At 63.5% G+C, this 16520-nt stretch carries 16 protein-coding genes; 7 read left to right on the forward strand and 9 right to left on the reverse strand.

What is annotated here, in order from left to right; translation table 11 throughout:
- Positions 1 to 26: 26 nt before the first annotated feature.
- The 5 genes from BLR35_RS15820 to BLR35_RS20790 form a co-directional block, all read right to left on the reverse strand.
- Positions 27 to 737 carry a bacteriorhodopsin gene (locus BLR35_RS15820; RefSeq protein WP_090384006.1) on the reverse strand — a complete coding sequence of 237 codons (711 nt, stop codon included), beginning with the start codon at positions 735 to 737 and terminating at the stop codon, positions 27 to 29.
- Positions 734 to 2383, reverse strand: coding sequence for a methyl-accepting chemotaxis protein (locus BLR35_RS15825; protein WP_090384008.1), 1650 nt, complete (start codon positions 2381 to 2383; stop codon positions 734 to 736). The genes BLR35_RS15820 and BLR35_RS15825 overlap by 4 nt, the downstream gene beginning before the upstream one ends.
- 146 nt (positions 2384 to 2529) lie before the next feature.
- Positions 2530 to 3534: an AAA family ATPase gene (locus tag BLR35_RS15830; RefSeq protein WP_090384011.1), complete on the reverse strand. Its 1005-nt coding sequence runs from the start codon at positions 3532 to 3534 to the stop codon at positions 2530 to 2532.
- 39 nt (positions 3535 to 3573) lie between these two features.
- Positions 3574 to 4752 (reverse strand): DUF7282 domain-containing protein, encoded by a 1179-nt coding sequence (locus tag BLR35_RS15835; protein WP_090384013.1) that lies wholly within the window; start codon positions 4750 to 4752, stop codon positions 3574 to 3576.
- A 337-nt stretch (positions 4753 to 5089) separates the two neighbouring features.
- Positions 5090 to 5227, reverse strand: a complete 138-nt coding sequence (locus BLR35_RS20790; protein WP_170831057.1) for a hypothetical protein — start codon at positions 5225 to 5227, stop codon at positions 5090 to 5092.
- On the opposite strand from BLR35_RS20790, the gene BLR35_RS15840 reads away from it, so the two are divergent.
- The 5 genes from BLR35_RS15840 (at position 5211) to BLR35_RS15860 (ending at position 11202) form a co-directional block, all read left to right on the forward strand.
- Positions 5211 to 6389 carry a poly-gamma-glutamate biosynthesis protein PgsC/CapC gene (locus BLR35_RS15840; protein WP_090384015.1) on the forward strand — a complete coding sequence of 393 codons (1179 nt, stop codon included), beginning with the start codon at positions 5211 to 5213 and terminating at the stop codon, positions 6387 to 6389. The genes BLR35_RS20790 and BLR35_RS15840 overlap by 17 nt on opposite strands.
- Positions 6390 to 6409: 20 nt before the next feature.
- Positions 6410 to 7645, forward strand: a complete 1236-nt coding sequence (locus tag BLR35_RS15845) for a Mur ligase family protein (protein WP_170831058.1) — start codon at positions 6410 to 6412, stop codon at positions 7643 to 7645.
- 41 nt (positions 7646 to 7686) lie between these two features.
- Positions 7687 to 8805 (forward strand): hypothetical protein, encoded by a 1119-nt coding sequence (locus BLR35_RS15850; RefSeq protein WP_090384018.1) that lies wholly within the window; start codon positions 7687 to 7689, stop codon positions 8803 to 8805.
- A gap of 89 nt (positions 8806 to 8894) precedes the next feature.
- Positions 8895 to 9821: a ribonuclease Z gene (rnz, locus tag BLR35_RS15855; RefSeq protein ID WP_090384020.1), complete on the forward strand. Its 927-nt coding sequence runs from the start codon at positions 8895 to 8897 to the stop codon at positions 9819 to 9821.
- A 58-nt stretch (positions 9822 to 9879) separates the two neighbouring features.
- Positions 9880 to 11202: a TIGR00341 family protein gene (locus BLR35_RS15860; protein ID WP_090384022.1), complete on the forward strand. Its 1323-nt coding sequence runs from the start codon at positions 9880 to 9882 to the stop codon at positions 11200 to 11202.
- 54 nt (positions 11203 to 11256) lie between these two features.
- Here BLR35_RS15860 and BLR35_RS21160 read toward each other — a convergent pair whose 3' ends face one another.
- A complete protein-coding gene (locus tag BLR35_RS21160) occupies positions 11257 to 11382 on the reverse strand; it encodes a hypothetical protein (RefSeq protein WP_280139370.1) in 126 nt (41 codons plus the stop codon).
- Positions 11383 to 11622: 240 nt separating this feature from the next.
- Between BLR35_RS21160 and BLR35_RS15870 the strand changes: the two genes are divergently transcribed.
- Positions 11623 to 13596 (forward strand): DUF460 domain-containing protein, encoded by a 1974-nt coding sequence (locus BLR35_RS15870; protein ID WP_090384192.1) that lies wholly within the window; start codon positions 11623 to 11625, stop codon positions 13594 to 13596.
- A gap of 425 nt (positions 13597 to 14021) precedes the next feature.
- Here BLR35_RS15870 and BLR35_RS15875 read toward each other — a convergent pair whose 3' ends face one another.
- Complete coding sequence (locus BLR35_RS15875; protein ID WP_090384027.1) at positions 14022 to 14201, reverse strand: DUF7470 family protein; 180 nt, start codon at positions 14199 to 14201, stop codon at positions 14022 to 14024.
- Between the two features lie 145 nt (positions 14202 to 14346).
- On the opposite strand from BLR35_RS15875, the gene eif1A reads away from it, so the two are divergent.
- Entirely contained in the window at positions 14347 to 14637 is a 291-nt protein-coding gene (gene eif1A, locus BLR35_RS15880; RefSeq protein WP_090384030.1) for a translation initiation factor eIF-1A, read from the forward strand.
- 129 nt (positions 14638 to 14766) lie between these two features.
- On the opposite strand, the gene BLR35_RS15885 is transcribed toward eif1A, so the two are convergent.
- Both BLR35_RS15885 and BLR35_RS15890 read right to left on the reverse strand, forming a co-directional pair.
- Positions 14767 to 15048 carry a hypothetical protein gene (locus BLR35_RS15885; protein WP_090384032.1) on the reverse strand — a complete coding sequence of 94 codons (282 nt, stop codon included), beginning with the start codon at positions 15046 to 15048 and terminating at the stop codon, positions 14767 to 14769.
- A 351-nt stretch (positions 15049 to 15399) separates the two neighbouring features.
- The gene (locus tag BLR35_RS15890; RefSeq protein WP_090384034.1) at positions 15400 to 16512 is read right to left on the reverse strand and encodes a pyridoxal-phosphate-dependent aminotransferase family protein; all 1113 of its coding nucleotides are present in this window, start codon (positions 16510 to 16512) and stop codon (positions 15400 to 15402) included.
- Positions 16513 to 16520 lie beyond the last annotated feature (8 nt).

A 16520-nucleotide genomic window follows, 5' to 3' on the forward strand; every position in this document is an offset into this window, starting at 1 on the left:
AAAAAAGTGGTCGCGTAACCGGTCGATCAGGCTGGCTGCTCGGCACCCGCCTCGAGTCCCGTCGTCTGGTACTCGGTCTCAATAACCGCGCTCGCGTTGAGTGCGATCAGGCCGAAGCCGACCTTCGTGAGCAGGTCGAGATAGGTGATCAGCATGACGTCGACACCCGGTGTCAGCACGGCCAGACCCGGCGGCCCGAGCAGCCAGATGACGGGATAGATCGACCAGAGGACGATCGTGAGGTTCCGCAGGCTCACGAACAGCGACTGGGTTCCCGAACCTCGTTCCCGCGCTCGCTCTGTCATCGTCCCCAGAACCATGTACACCATAACGAGGTACGCGATTCCGCCCAGGACGAACAGTCCGAACCGCCAGCTAGCCGAGAGTGCGGCCCCGGCGAAGCCAGCGACCATGACGACCGTGTTGACGGCGACGATTTTGTACAGGGTATCGCGATCGACGCCCGCGAGCATCCCGAGGAACGCGAGCAACAGCGGCGTCGTCAGGATCCAGTCGACGTACCGCGGAATGAAGACGACGCGATCGTCGACCTCGAGCCACCCCTCTCCCATCGCCATCACGGCGTACGCGACCGTCGCGATCAGGCTGATCGCGGCGAGAGTCGCGTAGTATTGCAGGTAGTCGCCGTCTGCCGAGAGCCCTCGCCAGACGAACGCGATCGTTCCGGCGAGCATGCCGAGCGCGCCGACCGCGAACCAGGTCGTTACGTCGATCATGCCGTATCACCCGTCACTGTCGCCCCAGCGCCGTCGTCAGCGCGTGACACCTCGGTGTCCTGCAGGATCTCGAGTAGCGTGTCCGCCTCGTCCGCGAGGTCGTCGACCCGCTGGAAGACGTCCCGGACGGAATCGGCCTGGGTATCGGCGGCGTTCGCGACGCTCTCTGCCTCGGCCGCGGTCTCCTCGGAAACTGCCGCCACGTCGTCGGTCATCTCGACTACCTGCTGTGCCGAGTGAGCCTGGGTATCCGTCGACTCGTTTATCTCCTGGATGCCCGTGTTCGCTTCTTCGACGGCCTCGACGATCCGCTCGAGCGAGTCGACGGTCTCTTCGACGGTGTCGACGCCCCGCGAGATCCGGTCGCTGGTCTCCCGGATGTCCTCGACGGTCTCCTGGGACTGTTCCTGAATGCGGCCGATCAGGTCGTCGATCTCGTCGGTTGCCGCCTTCGTCTCTTCTGCCAGCGATTTCACTTCGTTCGCGACGACCGCGAACCCGTCGCCTTCGTCGTTCGCGTGGGCTGCCTCGATCGAGGCGTTCAGCGCCAGCAGGTTCGTCTGCTCGGCGACGTCGGCGATCAGTTCGGTCACCTCGCCGATCTGCTGGGTCTCCTCGTACAGCGCCTCGATCGCTTCGACGGCCTCGTCGGTCTGAGCTTCGACCTCGTTCATCTCCTGGATCGCCTCCTCCGCGGTCTCACGTCCGGTCTCGCCGGCGGTCGCCGCCTTCTGGGATGTCTCGGCGACTTCGGCTGCACTCGCAGCCATCTCCTCGGTCGTCGCCGAGATGTCGTCCATCTCGTGGGCGATCTCCTGGATGTTCTCCGTCTGGCTGTTCGCACCGCGGGAAATCTCCTGGATCGTCTCGTTGACACCGTCGGTCGCATCCAGCACGTGTTCGGCGTTTTCCCGCACTTGCTGGCTGCTCTCGGAGACCTCGACCGCGAACCGGTCGATACGGCCGACCAGTTCCTCGATCCCCTCCATCATCTCGTTGAACGACGCCGCGATCGACCCCATGGCGTCGTTGCCGCTTTGCGCCTCGAGTCGCTGCGTGAAATCGCCCTCGGCGCAGACCGCCATCACGTCGCTGAACCGCTCCGCTTCGGCTTCCAGTTCCTCGTTGATTTCCGCGAGTCGCTCCCGCTCGTGTTCGACCTCCTCGCGGGCTGTTTCGGCACGCTCGCGTTCGGTCTCGGCTTCCTCGAGCGCCTCTTCAGCGCGTTCTCGCTCGCGTTCTGCGGTCTCGATCGACTCCCGGAGCGAGTCGCGCATCTCGTCGAAGGAGTCGTAGAGGTCGCCGATCTCGTCTTTGCGGCGCGTCTCGAGGTCGACGTCCAGTTCCTCCTCGCCCATGCGACTCGCCTTGGCCGACAGCGAGGACAGCGATACAGCGGTGTTGCCGCCAACCGTCGCCGCGACGAGTCCGAGATTGATCACCGTCAGTACGATCAGTCCGAGAATTGCAGACACCGCGACCTCACCGACGACCGCCGGATCGTCGGCGAGTGCCGCCGTGATCTCGAGATAGACCGCTCCCCCGAATCCGATCGTCACCGCGATCACGAGCGTGAAGATCGCCCCCAGTTTCGCAGTGTAACTCCGCCGAACTCGGCCGGGGAGGAGAAGTCGTGCGACGTTCATGTGCTCCTAACGGAGGAGTATCCGTCTATAATGGTGATGGCCGCACTGTTAGGCTCGAGTTGGTTGGAGAAGTCGAAACGTGGGCCCGAAATGCAGTCGCAGCTACCGCTTGCCGTCGCCGTGTTTCGTAGCGGAGGATACCTGCGTTAGCTCTCCCGACTCAGTTCCGACAGCAGCCGCGCGACGTGAATCCGATCGCTCGTCCCCTCGTGCATCTCGAACTCGATATCGCCCGCGAGTCGGTGGATCCGCGCGAGTCGGTCACCCTGGTAGCGTTTGCGGGCGACCCGAAGGATCGCGTCGACGACCTCCTCGCCGTCTAATCCCTCGTCGATCAGCAGGTCGTCGAGCGTGCTGCGAGCATCCGTGAACTCGCCGTCCTCGGCGTCTTCGAGCATCGACTCGACCTCGTCGTCGACGCCGACGTCGCCGATGGTCTCGTAGGCCGCCGTCATCGTGAGTTCGCCCTCGCCCTCGACGGTCGTCTGGGCCGCGAGGATCGCCCGCCGAAGGTTCCCGTTCGCGTATCCCGCGACGAACTCGAGGCCGTCCTCGTCGTACTCGACGTCTTCTGCCTCGAGAATCCGTTCCAGAACGATCTCGATCTCGTCGCTCGTCGGCGAACGGAAGGAGACTGGGAAACACCGCGAGCGGATCGGCGGGATGAGTTTGGTGGGCTGGCGAGTGGCGACGATAAACTGCGTCGTCCGGTGGTGTTGCTCCATGATCCGGCGCAGCGCCTGCTGGAAGTCCTCGCGGACGTCCTCGGCGTTGTCCAGCAGGATCGTCTTGTACTCGCCCGAGACCGACGAGTAGCTGGCCGACTCCTTGAGGACGTGGTTGATCATGTCGCGTTTGGACATCGAGGAGCGGCCGACGAGGAACTGCTCGAACCGTGGATCGTTCTTGATCTCGGTTTTCGTCCGGCCGAAGAAGTCGGCGACGTTGATCTCGACGAGGTCGTTATCGGGGTCTTCGTGTGCTTCGCGGGCGAGCGCACGCGCCGCTGCGGTCTTGCCGCTTCCAGGAGGTCCCTGCAGGAGAAGATTGATCGGCTCGTCGACGGCTCGCTCGAGGTAGTCGCGAGCGTCGTCCTGTGGCAACTCGGCCAGCTCCGGGGCGTACGTGTCGGTCCACAGCGGCGCGTCCATCGCCCGATCGTACGAACGCGGCGGGTAAGAATCGGTCGATTACTCGTCGCCGTCGTCACCGTCGTCGTCCGCACCGTTTTCGACCTCGAGGTCCGTCTCGCCGGCCTCGAGTTGCTGGCCGTCGGCGATGGTAAACGTCGTCACGACCGGTTCGTCGTCGTGTTCGACCGGCGAAGCCGCCTCGAGGTCGTCGGGATCGCCCTCGTAGAGGACGGCCGCGAGTTCGTCGCTCTCGTCGACGGTCGCGTTCTCGTCGAAACCGATCGTGACGTTCTCGTGTTCGCCGGGTTCGAGTTCTTCGCTCGTGCCGACGACGTCCTCGAGGTCGACGTCGAGTCCGTCCTCGTCGGTCGCATTCTCGTCGTCGACGATCGCGACGAAGCCGTCGGTCGGCGTCGCGACGTCAGCCGTTACCTCGTCCTCGCTCGTCTCGGTGATCGCAACGCTTGGATCAGTGTGGAACTCGAACTCGATCGTCTCGAGTTCGCCGTCCCCGTCGGTGTAGACCCCGATGGTTCGCTCGCCCGGTGTCGTATCGCTCGTGTCGAATTCGAAGGTCACTTCGGTGGACTCGCCTGCAGACAGATCGAGCGCGCGCTGCTCGAGGACCCGTCCGTCGAGGCGGAACTCGACGGATTGTGGGCCGTCGAACTCGGTCGGGTTCTCGATTTCGGCGATGACCTGAAGCGTTTCGTTGGTCGTCACGGTGGGCCGGACGTCGAGCGATTCGACAGCGAACGACTCGTCGAGCGGGTCGTCGAGTTCGGCCGTCGTTACGGTCGCGGTGTCGCTGACCGGGAAGCCGTCCGAGAGGTAGGGTCGGTCCTCTTCGCCATCGGTTTCCTCGTAGGCGTAGGTCTCGTCGTCGGTGGTATCCTGGTGGACAGTCGCGGTGAGCTTTCCAGTAAGTTCCTCCTCTTCGCTCTCGATAGTCGCGTTCTCGTGGGTGCCGCTCTCGAGGTAGTCGGAGACGACGAGGGTTTCTCCGTCCTCGCTGACGACGACGAAGCCGCCGTCGGAGAGGGTTACCTCGTCGATTTCGACGACAGTACCGTTCGTCTCCTGGTCCTCGACGGTGATCGACGCCGTCGGATCCTCCTCGACACCGAAGATCGCGGGGGCCTGCCCGACGATGATGCCCGCGGCGAGGACGATCCCGATCGCGATCAGGATGGCGACGATCCGTTTTATCGTGCCGAAAGTCGATCTCGTGCTCATTGTGATGGTGGCCCCGCGCGGTCCTCGACCGGACGGCGGTCGCAGTATCCGGCGATTGGGGATGCATCGATGTAAACATTGACTTCGTCTGCTGCTCGTGCATCGGTGCGGTTTCGCGTCCGATCACTGCAATCGATGCTGGATCATCGATCGACGTTCGTTCACCGACCGCTACGTGGTAACAACCATCAAATAATCACTATATATTAACCCTAGAATGCATTCAATAATCTCTTCTTGACGTAATATTCAACCTAGTAAAGAGTTATTTACTGATGTATAGAGGGGCAATATATGGGTTCACCGGCACCGAGTATTATCCGGCATCCGTTCGCAGTCACGCACCATCGCCCGGATAGATTGCGTCGTCACCGTCCGATACGACGACAGAAACTGCTGGCACCGGACAGCCGAGTCGACGAGACGCGAACTCGAGCGTCGATTCGCGCTGGCCGACGATGATCGTCGCAGCCACCCTCACGGTACTCGGTCTCCTGATCGGAATCGGGATCGTCCAGCAGTACGGGCTCCGGCTCTCCGGAGTCCTCGTCGTGCCGCTGTTTGCCGTGTACGCGCTGTACGATTTCGTCGCGATACCGGCGTTCGCGCTCGGTATCGTCGCCGCCTACGGCGGTCTGATGGTCCTCCAGCGCCGAACGTTCCTGTTCGGCCGCCAGCTCCTGCTGGCGAGTATGGGGATCAGCATGGCCGTCCCCCTCGGTGTTTTCGGTGGACTCACACTCGCCGGCGTGCCCGGGCTCACCCTCTCCGAATTCACGTTCATCGGGAGCATCCTCCCGGGCGTCGCCGCGTACAACTACCACCAGCTCGAGTCGGATCGACGCCGCGATGACGTGCTGTTGAGCGCCGCGACACTGCTCGGGCTGACCGGGCTCGGTGTTGCGCTCGTCAATCTTCCCCTGGCTCCGTACCTCGGCACGATTACGCCGCCGGTGTTGTACGGAGAAGGATCGGACATCGCTGCCGTCCAGGACGCGACGATCTCCGATGGCGAAACGCCCCTCGAGGCACCGCTCCCGTTGATCCTTGCCGCGATCTTCGTCGGAATGGTCGTTTCTGAGGGGGCGTACCTGCGCTGGGGAATCAGGCTCAACGGCATCATCGCCTTGCCGTTGCTCGCGTTGTTTACGCTTCGGTCGGCCGCAGTTCTCCCGCTGTATCTCGTGGCGCTCGCCGTCGTCTACGGGCTGATAACGCTGCTTCACCGCTGGTCGCTGCTGTACGGGCGGGTGTTGCTCGCGAGCGGCCTGGTCATCGCGATACTCGTCTCCGTGCCGGTCGCGATGCTGGCCCCGGTCACGAGCGGGATTCACCTGTTCTTCACGGCGATCCTGAGCGGTATCGGCGCGTACAACTTCCACCGGATGCCGCCGAAACATCGGTCGACGTCGTTCGTGCTCTCCGCGGGCGCGTTCGTCGCCTTCCTCGGTGGCCTGCAACTGCTGATCGATCCGTCACCGGCGGCGCTCGTCTCCGATCCGAACATCATCCTGATCGCGACCGTCGCGATCGTCGTCGTGATCGTCGCCGCGGTGACAGCCGTCCGACTCGAGCGGCTTCGGCCGAGTGCTGCCGAGCGTCGTCGAATCGCCTCCCACGATCGCACCGACACCTGATCCACCCCTACTCCACCCCCATGGCACACCTCAATCTCGACCTCCCCATCGCGGAACCGGTCACACGAATCGCGAAACAACTCACGACGCCGCTGACGCGTGGCATCGCCCACCGCCAGCGATTGTCGGACATCGACGTTCGTATCGTCGTCTCCGGCACGCGCGGTAAGTCCGGGACGACCGAACGTCTCCACGACGTCCTCCGATCGCGCGGCTACGACGTCTATGCGAAGATCACCGGGAACCACCCGACGTCGCTGTACAACGGCGATCGACACGACGTCGAGCGAGGCGAGCGCGTCACGCTCTACGAGAACGTTCGCGAACTCCGCAAGTACGCGCCCGCCGACGCCCTCATCCTCGAGAACCAGGGGATCACGGACTACACCACGCGGATGATGAACGAGGCGTTCGGGAAACCGGACGTACTCGTCGTCACGAACGTCCGTCAGGACCACCGCGACACACTCGGTGGCTCCCGTGCCGACATCGCACGCGCGTTCGCTCGAGCGACCCCCGAGGGAACCCACGTCGTCAGCGGCGAGCAAGATCCCCGACTGCAGGCGTATCTCGAGCGCGAGCTCGAGGCGATCGGCGCGACGATTACCCACGTCGGCGTCCCGGAGAACCACCGCGACCTGCCGGGTGCGGAGACCGTGTACGCGATCGACGAGGTACTCTCCGCGATCGGCGAAGAACCGCTGTCCGATCGTATCATCGACGACATGCTCGAGGAGTTCCGGCTCGCGTGGACGTCGATCCCGAACGGTCGCGTGTTCAACGCCGCCGACGTCAACGACGTCGAGAGTACGGAACTCGTCAGGCAAACGCTGGTCGACGGTACGGATGAAGTCGTCCAGCCGTTGCTCTACCTGCGCCGTGATCGCCGCGCCCGCACCGCATCGTTCCGGGACTACCTCGAGTCGCTCGCGGACCGAGGCTCGATCGAGCAAGTCCGCGTTGCGGGAGGGCACGCGGACCTGTTCGCCGAGAAGACGACGTTTCCGGTCGTCGTCCACGACGAGGAGTCGGAGCCCGCGGATGCGGTGCTCGAGGAGGCGATCGCCGACGGGTGGCCGGTTCTCGTGATGGGCAACACTGTCGCGGAGTTCATGCGCGATCTCGACGACGCGATCCAGCGACGAGCCGACGCCGTCGACCGACGTCGGGAAGACGAGGAGGCAGCCGCAGCCGAGAACGAGCGTAGTAGTTCCGACGAACGGCGTCGGAACGAGCCGAAGCAACTGCCAGCGTAGTTCGCTCGACCGTTACACATCGACCAACCAAAATTACGACAATGACAGACACTGATACCGACGCTGACACCGACACCGACTCCGTGCGGCATCGTTTCCGAACATCTCGCCGAACGTTCCTGGGCGTGGCGCTTGCTTCCCCGGCCGCGCTCGGAATCGGCGTGACCAGCTACCGGGCTGCTGCACAGCCCGACAGCGCCGATTCGTACGACACCGGTCTCGTCTGCGAACTCGCCGATACCCAGGACGACCTCGAGGGAGACCAGCACGCGATCTCGGCCGATCCGCGGCTGCTCGACGCGTACGACTGCTCGGTCGGGGATCAGTTCCGGATCGAACGCACCGACGGCGACTTTGCGGCGTACACGGTCGTCGAGAGTCGGCCGGAGGCACCCCAGGAGATCGTCCGCATGTCCGACGGCGGGAAGTTCCGCCTCGACCTCGCCGACGAGGAGTGGTCGGACGAGGACGACCTGAACTCCTGTCCCTCGTCCCGAACGGACCACTCGCTCGGAGACGAGTTCGAGGCCGCTCTCTCGACGACTGTTCCGCGATCCGATCTCTCGATCGACGAGGCTCGCCTCCAGGGTGAACTCGTCGAGCGACTCGACGAGGGCGAGGCGTCGCTGGTCGCGATCGCACCACACGGTGGCGGTATGCAGCCGTGGACCGACGAGCAGGCGGCCCGCGTCGGCGAACTCGCGTCGGCGACGAGCTGGCGAGCGCTCGGCTGGGGGCCGACCCCCGAGGGCGGCGCGTTCCGCCGCTGGTACGTTCCGTCGACGCAGATCTCCCCGTCGTCGTACCCGAAACTCGCGGAGATCGTCGACGACGACTTCGACGTCGCCGTCGACTTCGGCGGCGTCTGCGAATCGGGTATCGAAGTCGCCGGAACCGCCGACGAGTCGCTGCGCGCCGAGGTTCGCGATTCGATCAACGAGATGTTGCCGAGTTGCGCAGTCGAGGCGACGCTCCCCGACGAGCCCGACGGGACGGCCGACTCGATGCTGGTCAACCGGCTCGGTGACGACGGGATTTTCATCTCGCAGAGCTACGCGACGCGACGCGCGTACTGGGACCCGATCGCTACCGGGGTCGCCGCCGCCCTGAGCGACGACGTGAGCGCCGAGTCCGTGTCGATCCAGTCGACGAGCTGTTAGGATCGTCACACCGAAAGCGGCTGCTCGATTTTTTCGGCTCGAGTCGAAATTCGAAGGCGGTATACTTGTCCCGGCCCGATACCGATCCGATGCCACTGCGCGTGACGTTTCTGGGGACGGCCGGTGCGATTCCGACGACCGAACGGAATCCAAGCGGTATCTTCGTCGCCCGCGAAGGGGAGGAGCTGCTGTTCGACGCCGGCGAGGGGACCCAGCGTCAGATGATGCGGTTCGGAACTGGCTTTTCCGTCTCGCATCTGTTCGTCACGCACATCCACGGCGACCACGTCTTCGGGATTCCTGGACTCCTCCAGACGATGTCTTTCAACGACCGCGAGGAGCCACTGGCGATCCACACGCCTCATGGGACACGTCGTCAGGTGAAAGGGCTGGTCAACGCCCTCGGCAACCGACCCGACTTCCCGGTCCGGATCCACGAGGTCGGCGACGGCGACGTCCCCTACCGCGCCGACGAGTACGAGGTCCGGGCGTTCGAGACCGACCACGACGCCCGTTCTGTCGGCTACGCGCTCGTCGAGGACGATCGCAAGGGCCGGTTCGACCGCGAACGCGCCGAAGAACTCGGCGTTCCCGCCGGTCCAAAATTCTCGCAACTTCACGAGGGTAATACGGTCGAACTCGAGGACGGCACGGTCGTCGAACCCGACCAGGTCGTCGGCGAGCCCCGACCCGGACGGACGATCGTTTACACCGGTGACACGCGCCCGACCGTCCAAACGATCGAAATCGCCGACGAACCCGACCTGCTGATTCACGACGCCACCTTCGCCGAGGACGAGGCAGAGCGAGCAGCGGAAACCGCTCACTCGACGGCGCGTCAGGCCGCCGAAATCGCGAACCGGGCGGACGCGAAACGCCTCGCGCTGGTCCACATCTCCTCGCGGTACACCGGCGGCGCCGACGACCACCTGGAGCAGGCCCGAGAGATCTGTGCGGGCGAGGTCTTCGTTCCCGCCGACGGCCAGACACTCGAGGTTCCGTACCCCGACGACTAGTAGAGCCCCGCAGTTTCCGACACAGACGGTTTTCGCCTGCAGAACGTACCGGTTCGGGATGCGCCATATCCAGGTCACGATCCCGACCGGGAAACGGCAGGCGGTCCTCGAACTCCTGGACGAGGAGGGGATCGACTACGTCGTGACCGACGAGAGCAGCAGTCGGGAGTACGACGCCGTCGTCTCCTTTCCGCTCCCGACGAACGCCGTCGAACCCGTTCTCGACTCGCTGCAGGAGGTCGGGATCGAGGAGGAGTCCTACACCGTCGTCGTCGACGCCGAGACGGTCGCCTCGAGGCAGTTCGACGAACTACAGGAGGAGTACGCCACCGAGAGCGTCGAGGAAGAACAGATCTCCCGGCAGGAACTGGTTACCCAGGCCGAGGAACTGACGCCGACGTTCAGCGTCTTCTTCACGATGACGCTGATCAGCGCCGTCGTCGCGACCGTCGGCCTCCTGCTGGACTCGCCGGCTGTCGTCGTCGGGTCGATGGTGATCGCACCGCTGATCGGACCCGCCCTGAGCGCCTCGATCGGGACTGTCGTCAACGATCGCGACGTGTTCCTTACGGGGATGCGCTACCAGTTCACCGGCGTCGCCGGCGGTATAATCGCTGCAGCCATCGTCGCCTGGCTGGTCCAGTCGATGCTGCTCGTTCCGCCGGGCCTCGAGATCACCGAAATCGACGAGGTTTCCGAGCGGATCGCTCCCGAGTTGCTCCTGTTGCCGGTCGCGCTCGGTGCGGGCGCGGCGGGCGTGCTCAGTCTCGCAACCGGGTTCTCGATCGCTATCGTCGGCGTCATGATCGCCGCCGCGCTCGTGCCGCCGATGGCCGCTGCGGGCATCGCCATCGCGTGGGGACTCCCCATCGCGGCGCTCGGCTCGACGGTGCTCGTGCTGGTGAACCTGCTCGGCGTGAACCTGTCCGGGCTGGTGACCCTGTGGTACCTCGGTTACCGCCCCGGAAGCTGGTTCGAGATCTCGACGGCACAGCGACAGTTCGTCAAACAGATCGGCATCTTCGTCGTCGTCATCGCGCTGCTGTCGCTGTTCCTGACCGGAATTACTTACACCTCCTACCAGGTCTCGGCGTTCGAGGAGACCGCGACCCAGGAGAGCGAGGCCGTCCTCGCCGAGTACGACGACGCGACCTTGCTCGAGGTGGACGTCGAGGTCCGTGAAGATGGGGCGCCGATCGGCACCTCGCTGGACGCGACACAGCAGATCGACGTCGTGATAATCGAGGTTGGCGGCCCGCCAGGGGTGTACGACGCCGAACTGATCGAACGACTCGAGACCGCTATCAACGAACACACGACCGACGACGTCGCGGTTCAGGTCCGGTTCGTGACGATCGGCGAGAACTATAGTAGCCACTGAAAGTCAGTGCGCACCCGATCGCACGACACCGGTGCGATCGGTGTGCAAACAGTTTCAGTTGTTACTATCGGCCCTCGAGACGAGTTCGACGTCGCTCGAGCCACAGCGTGGACACCGCTGGGCGGTCGAATCGGTGAAACTGGCGCCACAGACGACGCACGTATCGCGGTCGGTCTCCATCCCGGTCCCTCCGCAGACGGAACACTGTTTCCGGGTCGCTCTGAAGTGGGCGGCACAGGACTGGCAACTGTAAACGCCCTTCATACACGAACTACGTCGCGATCGTTGAAGTGCGTTGTGCCGGACGGGATCCGGCTCGTAGCGATCCTCGAGGGGCCCGATTTCGGCTGGCTGCCTGTGGTCGAATCGACGACAGGTTCCCGCGCCGGATTTATAGCTGTCTCGCCCCTACAGCCCCCCGTGAGTACGCGAACGAGTGCGCTCGACGCAGTCGTCTACGGTGTCGACGTCCAGAGTGGTGACGTGCGCGGCGACGCGCCGTCGTACGCACTGGTCAGGTACGATGGCGACGACGTCGCCCGGGACGTCGTCTCCCACCGGAAACTGCGGCGACTGATCGACGACGAGGAGCCAGCGATCGTCGCGACGGACAACATGTACGAGCTGGCGGCCGACAAGGACGAGCTAATCCACTTCTTGGGGTCGCTGCCCGCAGGGACGAAACTCGTCCAGGTGACGGGTGCCCAACAGCCCGAGCCGCTCTCTCGCGTCGCGAAACGCCACGGCATCCCCTACGGGAAAGAGCCGATGAAAGAGGCCGAGGCCGCCGCTCGCCTCGCGGCACACAGCGTCGGCCACGAAGTCTCCGCCTTTACCGACACGACCGAGGTCAAGGTCTCGAGGGGGCGTTCGACCGGCAGCGGTGGCTGGAGCGAGGACCGCTTCACCCGACGCATCCACGGTTCCGTAAAGAAGCGGGCCCGCGAGGTCGAGTCCGAACTCGAGGACGCCAACCTCGAGTACGAGAAAGACGTTCGCGAGGCCTACGGCGGGTTCGCCAACGCCATCTTCACCGTCGAGGCACGCCCTCAGGACATCCCGGTCTCCCGGAACCGGTCCGGCGACGTTCGCGTCGAGATCGAACGCGAACGACGGGACGGCATCGAGTTCCGCCCGCTCGCGAAACGCCGCGACCACGTCGTCGTCGGCATCGACCCGGGCACGACGACCGCCGTCGCAATCGTCGGTCTCGAGGGCGAAGTCTTGGACGTCTGGAGCTCTCGTACCAGCGACACGGCCGAGGTGATCGAGTGGATCGTCGAACGCGGCCGTCCGATCGTCGTCGCTGCGGACGTGACGCCGATACCCGAGACGGTCGAAAAGTTCCGCCGGAGCTTCGACGCCGCCGGCTGGACGCCGGAAAGTGACCTGCCGATCGACGAGAAACAACACCGGACTCGCGACCACCAGTACGAGAACGACCACCAGCGCGACGCCATGGCTGCCGCCCTCTACGCGGTCGACGCCCACGAGGACCAGTTCGAACGCATCGCCGCCAAACTCCCGCCCGGCATCGACCGCGGCGAGGTCACCGCCCGCGTCGTCGCCGGCGAGGAAAGCGTCGAAGCCGTCCTCACGGACCTGGAGGACGACGACGAGAGCGACGAGGAGACGACGGCCCACGAACCGCGCGAACTCACCGACGAGGAACGCCGGATCAAGGACCTCGAGAAACAGGTCGAACGCCTCCAGTCTCACGTCGGCAGCCTAGAGGATCGGCTCGAGGAGAAAGACGACCGCATCGACGAACTCGAGTCCGAACTGGACGAGTCACGCCGAAAGGAACGCAAGGAGGTTCGGCGCAACCGCGAAGTAACTCGTTACCGCCGGAAAGCGGAGCGACTCGAGTACGAACGCGACGAGGCCCGCGAGGAAGTCGAGAAACTCGAGAAGAAGGTCGAACGGATGAAGGCGCTCTGGAAGCTGGATCACTCGAACTTCAGCGACGTCTCGGCGGAGAAGGAGGGACTCGTTCCCGTGAAGGTCGTCGAGAAGTTCACCAAGGGCGCGATCCGCGAGGCCGACGACCAGTACGGTATCGCGGCTGGCGACGTGGTCTACGTGCGAGACGCCAGCGGTGCGGGTCGCTCGACTGCGGAGTTACTCGCCGACTTCGAGCCTCGCGTGATCCTGAAGGAGGGTGGGCTCTCCGACGCCGCAGACGAGATCCTCTTTGACGCCGAGATTCCGGTCGGGCCGGCGGGCGACGTCGCGATGCAGGAGGTCGACGAACTCGCCGTTGCTCGTGAGGACGACGTCGAGGCGGTGATCGACGACTGGCACGAGCGGGCCGAAGAGCGTCGCCGCGACCGCAAAGCGGCGATGGTCGATCAGCTTATCAGCGAGCATCGAGCGGGCGACAACGAGGTTTGAACGACGGCCGAGTACTTTTTCGTCCGTCCGAAGCTGTGGACCTGTGACAGATGCGGATTAGTTGGGCTCACGCTCCGATAGCTATCTGATCCGGGATGAATTGCGTGGCTAAACAGGAGATGCCGTCGGGGTGATTAGATCACTCCAAAAGTACGAGCGGGCCTCGTCACAGCAGGCAGGGGACTCGTCGCAAGCGGGAACGTCCTTGGCTGGGGCTTGATCCTCCTTGCGTTGATCCCGACTCGTGACGAGATGGCCGACGACGGGTAGTGCTGGCCGGCGTGATGGCCAGCACATCTCGATTTTGATCGAATGTAGGCGACTACGTCGGCCACTGGCCTACACGTGGAACTATTACTCCCATCACGCAAAAATAGTGCTATACTATCTAGTTTGTTCTGATACAAAAAGACTCTAGAGAACGGTCACATCATTCCGAAACTCTGGAGAACGCTCGAGACCAGTGACTTCACGACCAGTCCGAGTCCGGCGAGCACGAGGGCGATTCCGGCGGCAACGATGAGACTCTCGATTGCGATGAGTGCGATACCGGCGAGCAGGAGTACGATGCCGACGATTCCGAGCGGTCCGAGATTGTTCAGCATACCGTAAGGTGGCGATGGGAGGGAAATAAACGACGTGGTTTTGCAGTTTTCGTTCGACCGACGAATCGCCGCCGATCGTGAGCTGAAGCGATCCGGCCGACGGCATCAATAAAGGGTTAAACCGATCGAACGCGAACCCTGACCCATGAGTGACGACGGTAACGGCGGTCGGAAGAACCTCCGGATGCCGGACGACGACGAGGTCTTCGCGACCGTCACCGATATGCTCGGGGCGAATCGGGTCAAAGTACGCTGTGCGGACGGGCAGGAACGGACCGCACGCATCCCTGGCAAGATGCAAAAGCGCATCTGGATCCGCGAAGACGACGTCGTTCTCGTCGAACCCTGGGACTGGCAGGACGAGAAAGCCGACATCACCTGGCGCTACGAGAAGAGCGAAGCCGACCAGCTTCGAGAAGAAGGCCACATTCAGTAGCCGCTCCCGCCGTTTCGTTTTCGCCGACCCTCGAGTCGAGTAGCACAGCGAGCGATTTTGGTCTTAGTTCTTCGCGGTAGCGACGGCTCTGTCGTCGTACTCGAGAAGTCAGATACTGAGGAAACGAAATCAGTTCGGCGAGACGCTGATTCGGATCGTCGCGACGCCGGGGATCGATAGTTCGGTGATTCGGCCGTGAAATCGCCGGGCGAGTGCACGCCCGCCGGTTCGGAGAGCGAGGGCACTCGCGCCGACGACGGCGAGTACCGTAACCGCGAGTGTCGGGTAGCTGACGGCCCAGAGCAGGGCGACGATGATGGCAACGAACGCGAATCCGCTGCCGAGCGTCGCCGTCGCCGAGGGTGGTCTGTTGTCGATGCCGCGTCGTGGGAGTGGCTGGTGTTCTCTCATGGTTCTGAGTGGCGCCCCGTCGGAGCGGGACCACCTGTCTCGATTCGAAATACGTGCTCCGGCTATAAAACATTTCATGTATGTGGTAGGAATAGATGTGTGCTAGCATACAACACGAGTTTACAACCAGGGGAGAAGCGTTCTAACACCACGTACTGGTTACCATGGTATAGGTTTTCAATATAACGAACTAATTATGTAATTCGTCCCGCAACGTCGTCGCGGATACCCCTCCTCGCGAGTTCAGAAATACGGTATCGATCGCGAACGCGGCCCGTCTCTCCGTCGCCGCTGAATCACGCTAATCGACATCGAAAATCGAAAACACCCGTGAATACGGACGGCAACCTACTACAGTCCGGCGACGTCTTCGATAGCGTCAGTCAGCGCCTCGATCGACTCGAGGTCGTGTTCACCCATGTGGCCGATACGGAACGTTTTCTCGCCGAGCGCCGAGCCGTAGCCGTTCGCGAAGACCATGTCGTACTCCTTGGAGACGGCATCGATCGTTTCGGCGACGTCGATTCCTTGCGTGTTCTCGATACAGCTCACCGTCTGGGACTCGTACCCTTCCTCGGGGTACATCGCGAAGTGTTCGCGAGCCCACTCACGCGTGTACTCTGCCATCTCGCGGTGGCGCTGGTCGCGAGCGTCGTGACCCTCCTCGAGCATGTACTTCATCTGCTTGCGGTAGGCGAGCATGATCGGGATGGCGGGCGTGGAGTGAGTCTGGCCTTTTCGGTCGTAGTAGTCGAGCGACCGCTGGAAGCCGCCGTACCACGAGGACGACTCGGACTCGAGTTCGCGCTCGTAGGCGTCGTCGCTGACGACACAGACCGCGAGGCCGGGTGGCATGGCGAAGGCCTTCTGGACCGAGGTGAAGATGACGTCGATATTGTGCTCGTCGATGTCGACGTAGTCGCCGCCCAGCGCGGAGACGGCGTCGACGACGAAGTAGGTGTCTTCGTATTCGGCGACGACGTCGCCGATCTCCTCGATGGGGTTGCGAACGCCCGTGGAGGACTCGTTCATCACGCAGGTGACGACGTCGTATTTGCCGTCGCTCTCCTCGAGACGCTGGCGGATGTCCTCGGGTTTGACCGCTTTCCCCCACTCGTACTCGAGGGTGTCGACGTTCTTCCCGAGCCGTTCGGCGACGTTTGCCTGGCGTTCGCTGAAGCTCCCGCAGGTCGTCACGAGGACGTTCTCGTCGACGAGGTTGAGGATCGAACTCTCCATGAACTCGGTTCCCGACCCGGTGAGGACGATGACTTCGTTGTCGGTATCGAGGAACTCTTTCGTGTCCTCGACGATGGTCGTATAGAGGTCGGTCATCCGGTCCATGCGGTGGCCGAACATCGGCTGGCTCATCGCTTCGACGACGTCTTCGCGGACCTCGGTTGGGCCAGGAATGTACAGCGTCTTCTCGGGATAGTCGTCCCTGTATTCTCGTTTCTCGGTCACGTAACCAC

Source organism: Natronobacterium texcoconense (genome assembly GCF_900104065.1).
GTDB classification, from domain to species: Archaea; Halobacteriota; Halobacteria; order Halobacteriales; family Natrialbaceae; genus Natronobacterium; species Natronobacterium texcoconense.

What these genes read in the sequence shown, in the direction of transcription:
- BLR35_RS21160 (WP_280139370.1), bottom strand. Translation starts at nt 11,382, where the DNA reads ATGGAGACCGACCGCGATACGTGCGTCGTCTGTGGCGCCAGTTTCACC.
- BLR35_RS15830 (WP_090384011.1), bottom strand. Translation starts at nt 3,534, where the DNA reads ATGGACGCGCCGCTGTGGACCGACACGTACGCCCCGGAGCTGGCCGAG.
- BLR35_RS15875 (WP_090384027.1), bottom strand. Translation starts at nt 14,201, where the DNA reads ATGCTGAACAATCTCGGACCGCTCGGAATCGTCGGCATCGTACTCCTG.
- BLR35_RS15840 (WP_090384015.1), top strand. Translation starts at nt 5,211, where the DNA reads ATGATCGTCGCAGCCACCCTCACGGTACTCGGTCTCCTGATCGGAATC.
- BLR35_RS15820 (WP_090384006.1), bottom strand. Translation starts at nt 737, where the DNA reads ATGATCGACGTAACGACCTGGTTCGCGGTCGGCGCGCTCGGCATGCTC.
- BLR35_RS15835 (WP_090384013.1), bottom strand. Translation starts at nt 4,752, where the DNA reads ATGAGCACGAGATCGACTTTCGGCACGATAAAACGGATCGTCGCCATC.
- eif1A (WP_090384030.1), top strand. Translation starts at nt 14,347, where the DNA reads ATGAGTGACGACGGTAACGGCGGTCGGAAGAACCTCCGGATGCCGGAC.
- BLR35_RS15825 (WP_090384008.1), bottom strand. Translation starts at nt 2,383, where the DNA reads ATGAACGTCGCACGACTTCTCCTCCCCGGCCGAGTTCGGCGGAGTTAC.
- BLR35_RS15860 (WP_090384022.1), top strand. Translation starts at nt 9,880, where the DNA reads ATGCGCCATATCCAGGTCACGATCCCGACCGGGAAACGGCAGGCGGTC.
- BLR35_RS15850 (WP_090384018.1), top strand. Translation starts at nt 7,687, where the DNA reads ATGACAGACACTGATACCGACGCTGACACCGACACCGACTCCGTGCGG.
- BLR35_RS15885 (WP_090384032.1), bottom strand. Translation starts at nt 15,048, where the DNA reads ATGAGAGAACACCAGCCACTCCCACGACGCGGCATCGACAACAGACCA.
- BLR35_RS15845 (WP_170831058.1), top strand. Translation starts at nt 6,410, where the DNA reads ATGGCACACCTCAATCTCGACCTCCCCATCGCGGAACCGGTCACACGA.
- rnz (WP_090384020.1), top strand. Translation starts at nt 8,895, where the DNA reads ATGCCACTGCGCGTGACGTTTCTGGGGACGGCCGGTGCGATTCCGACG.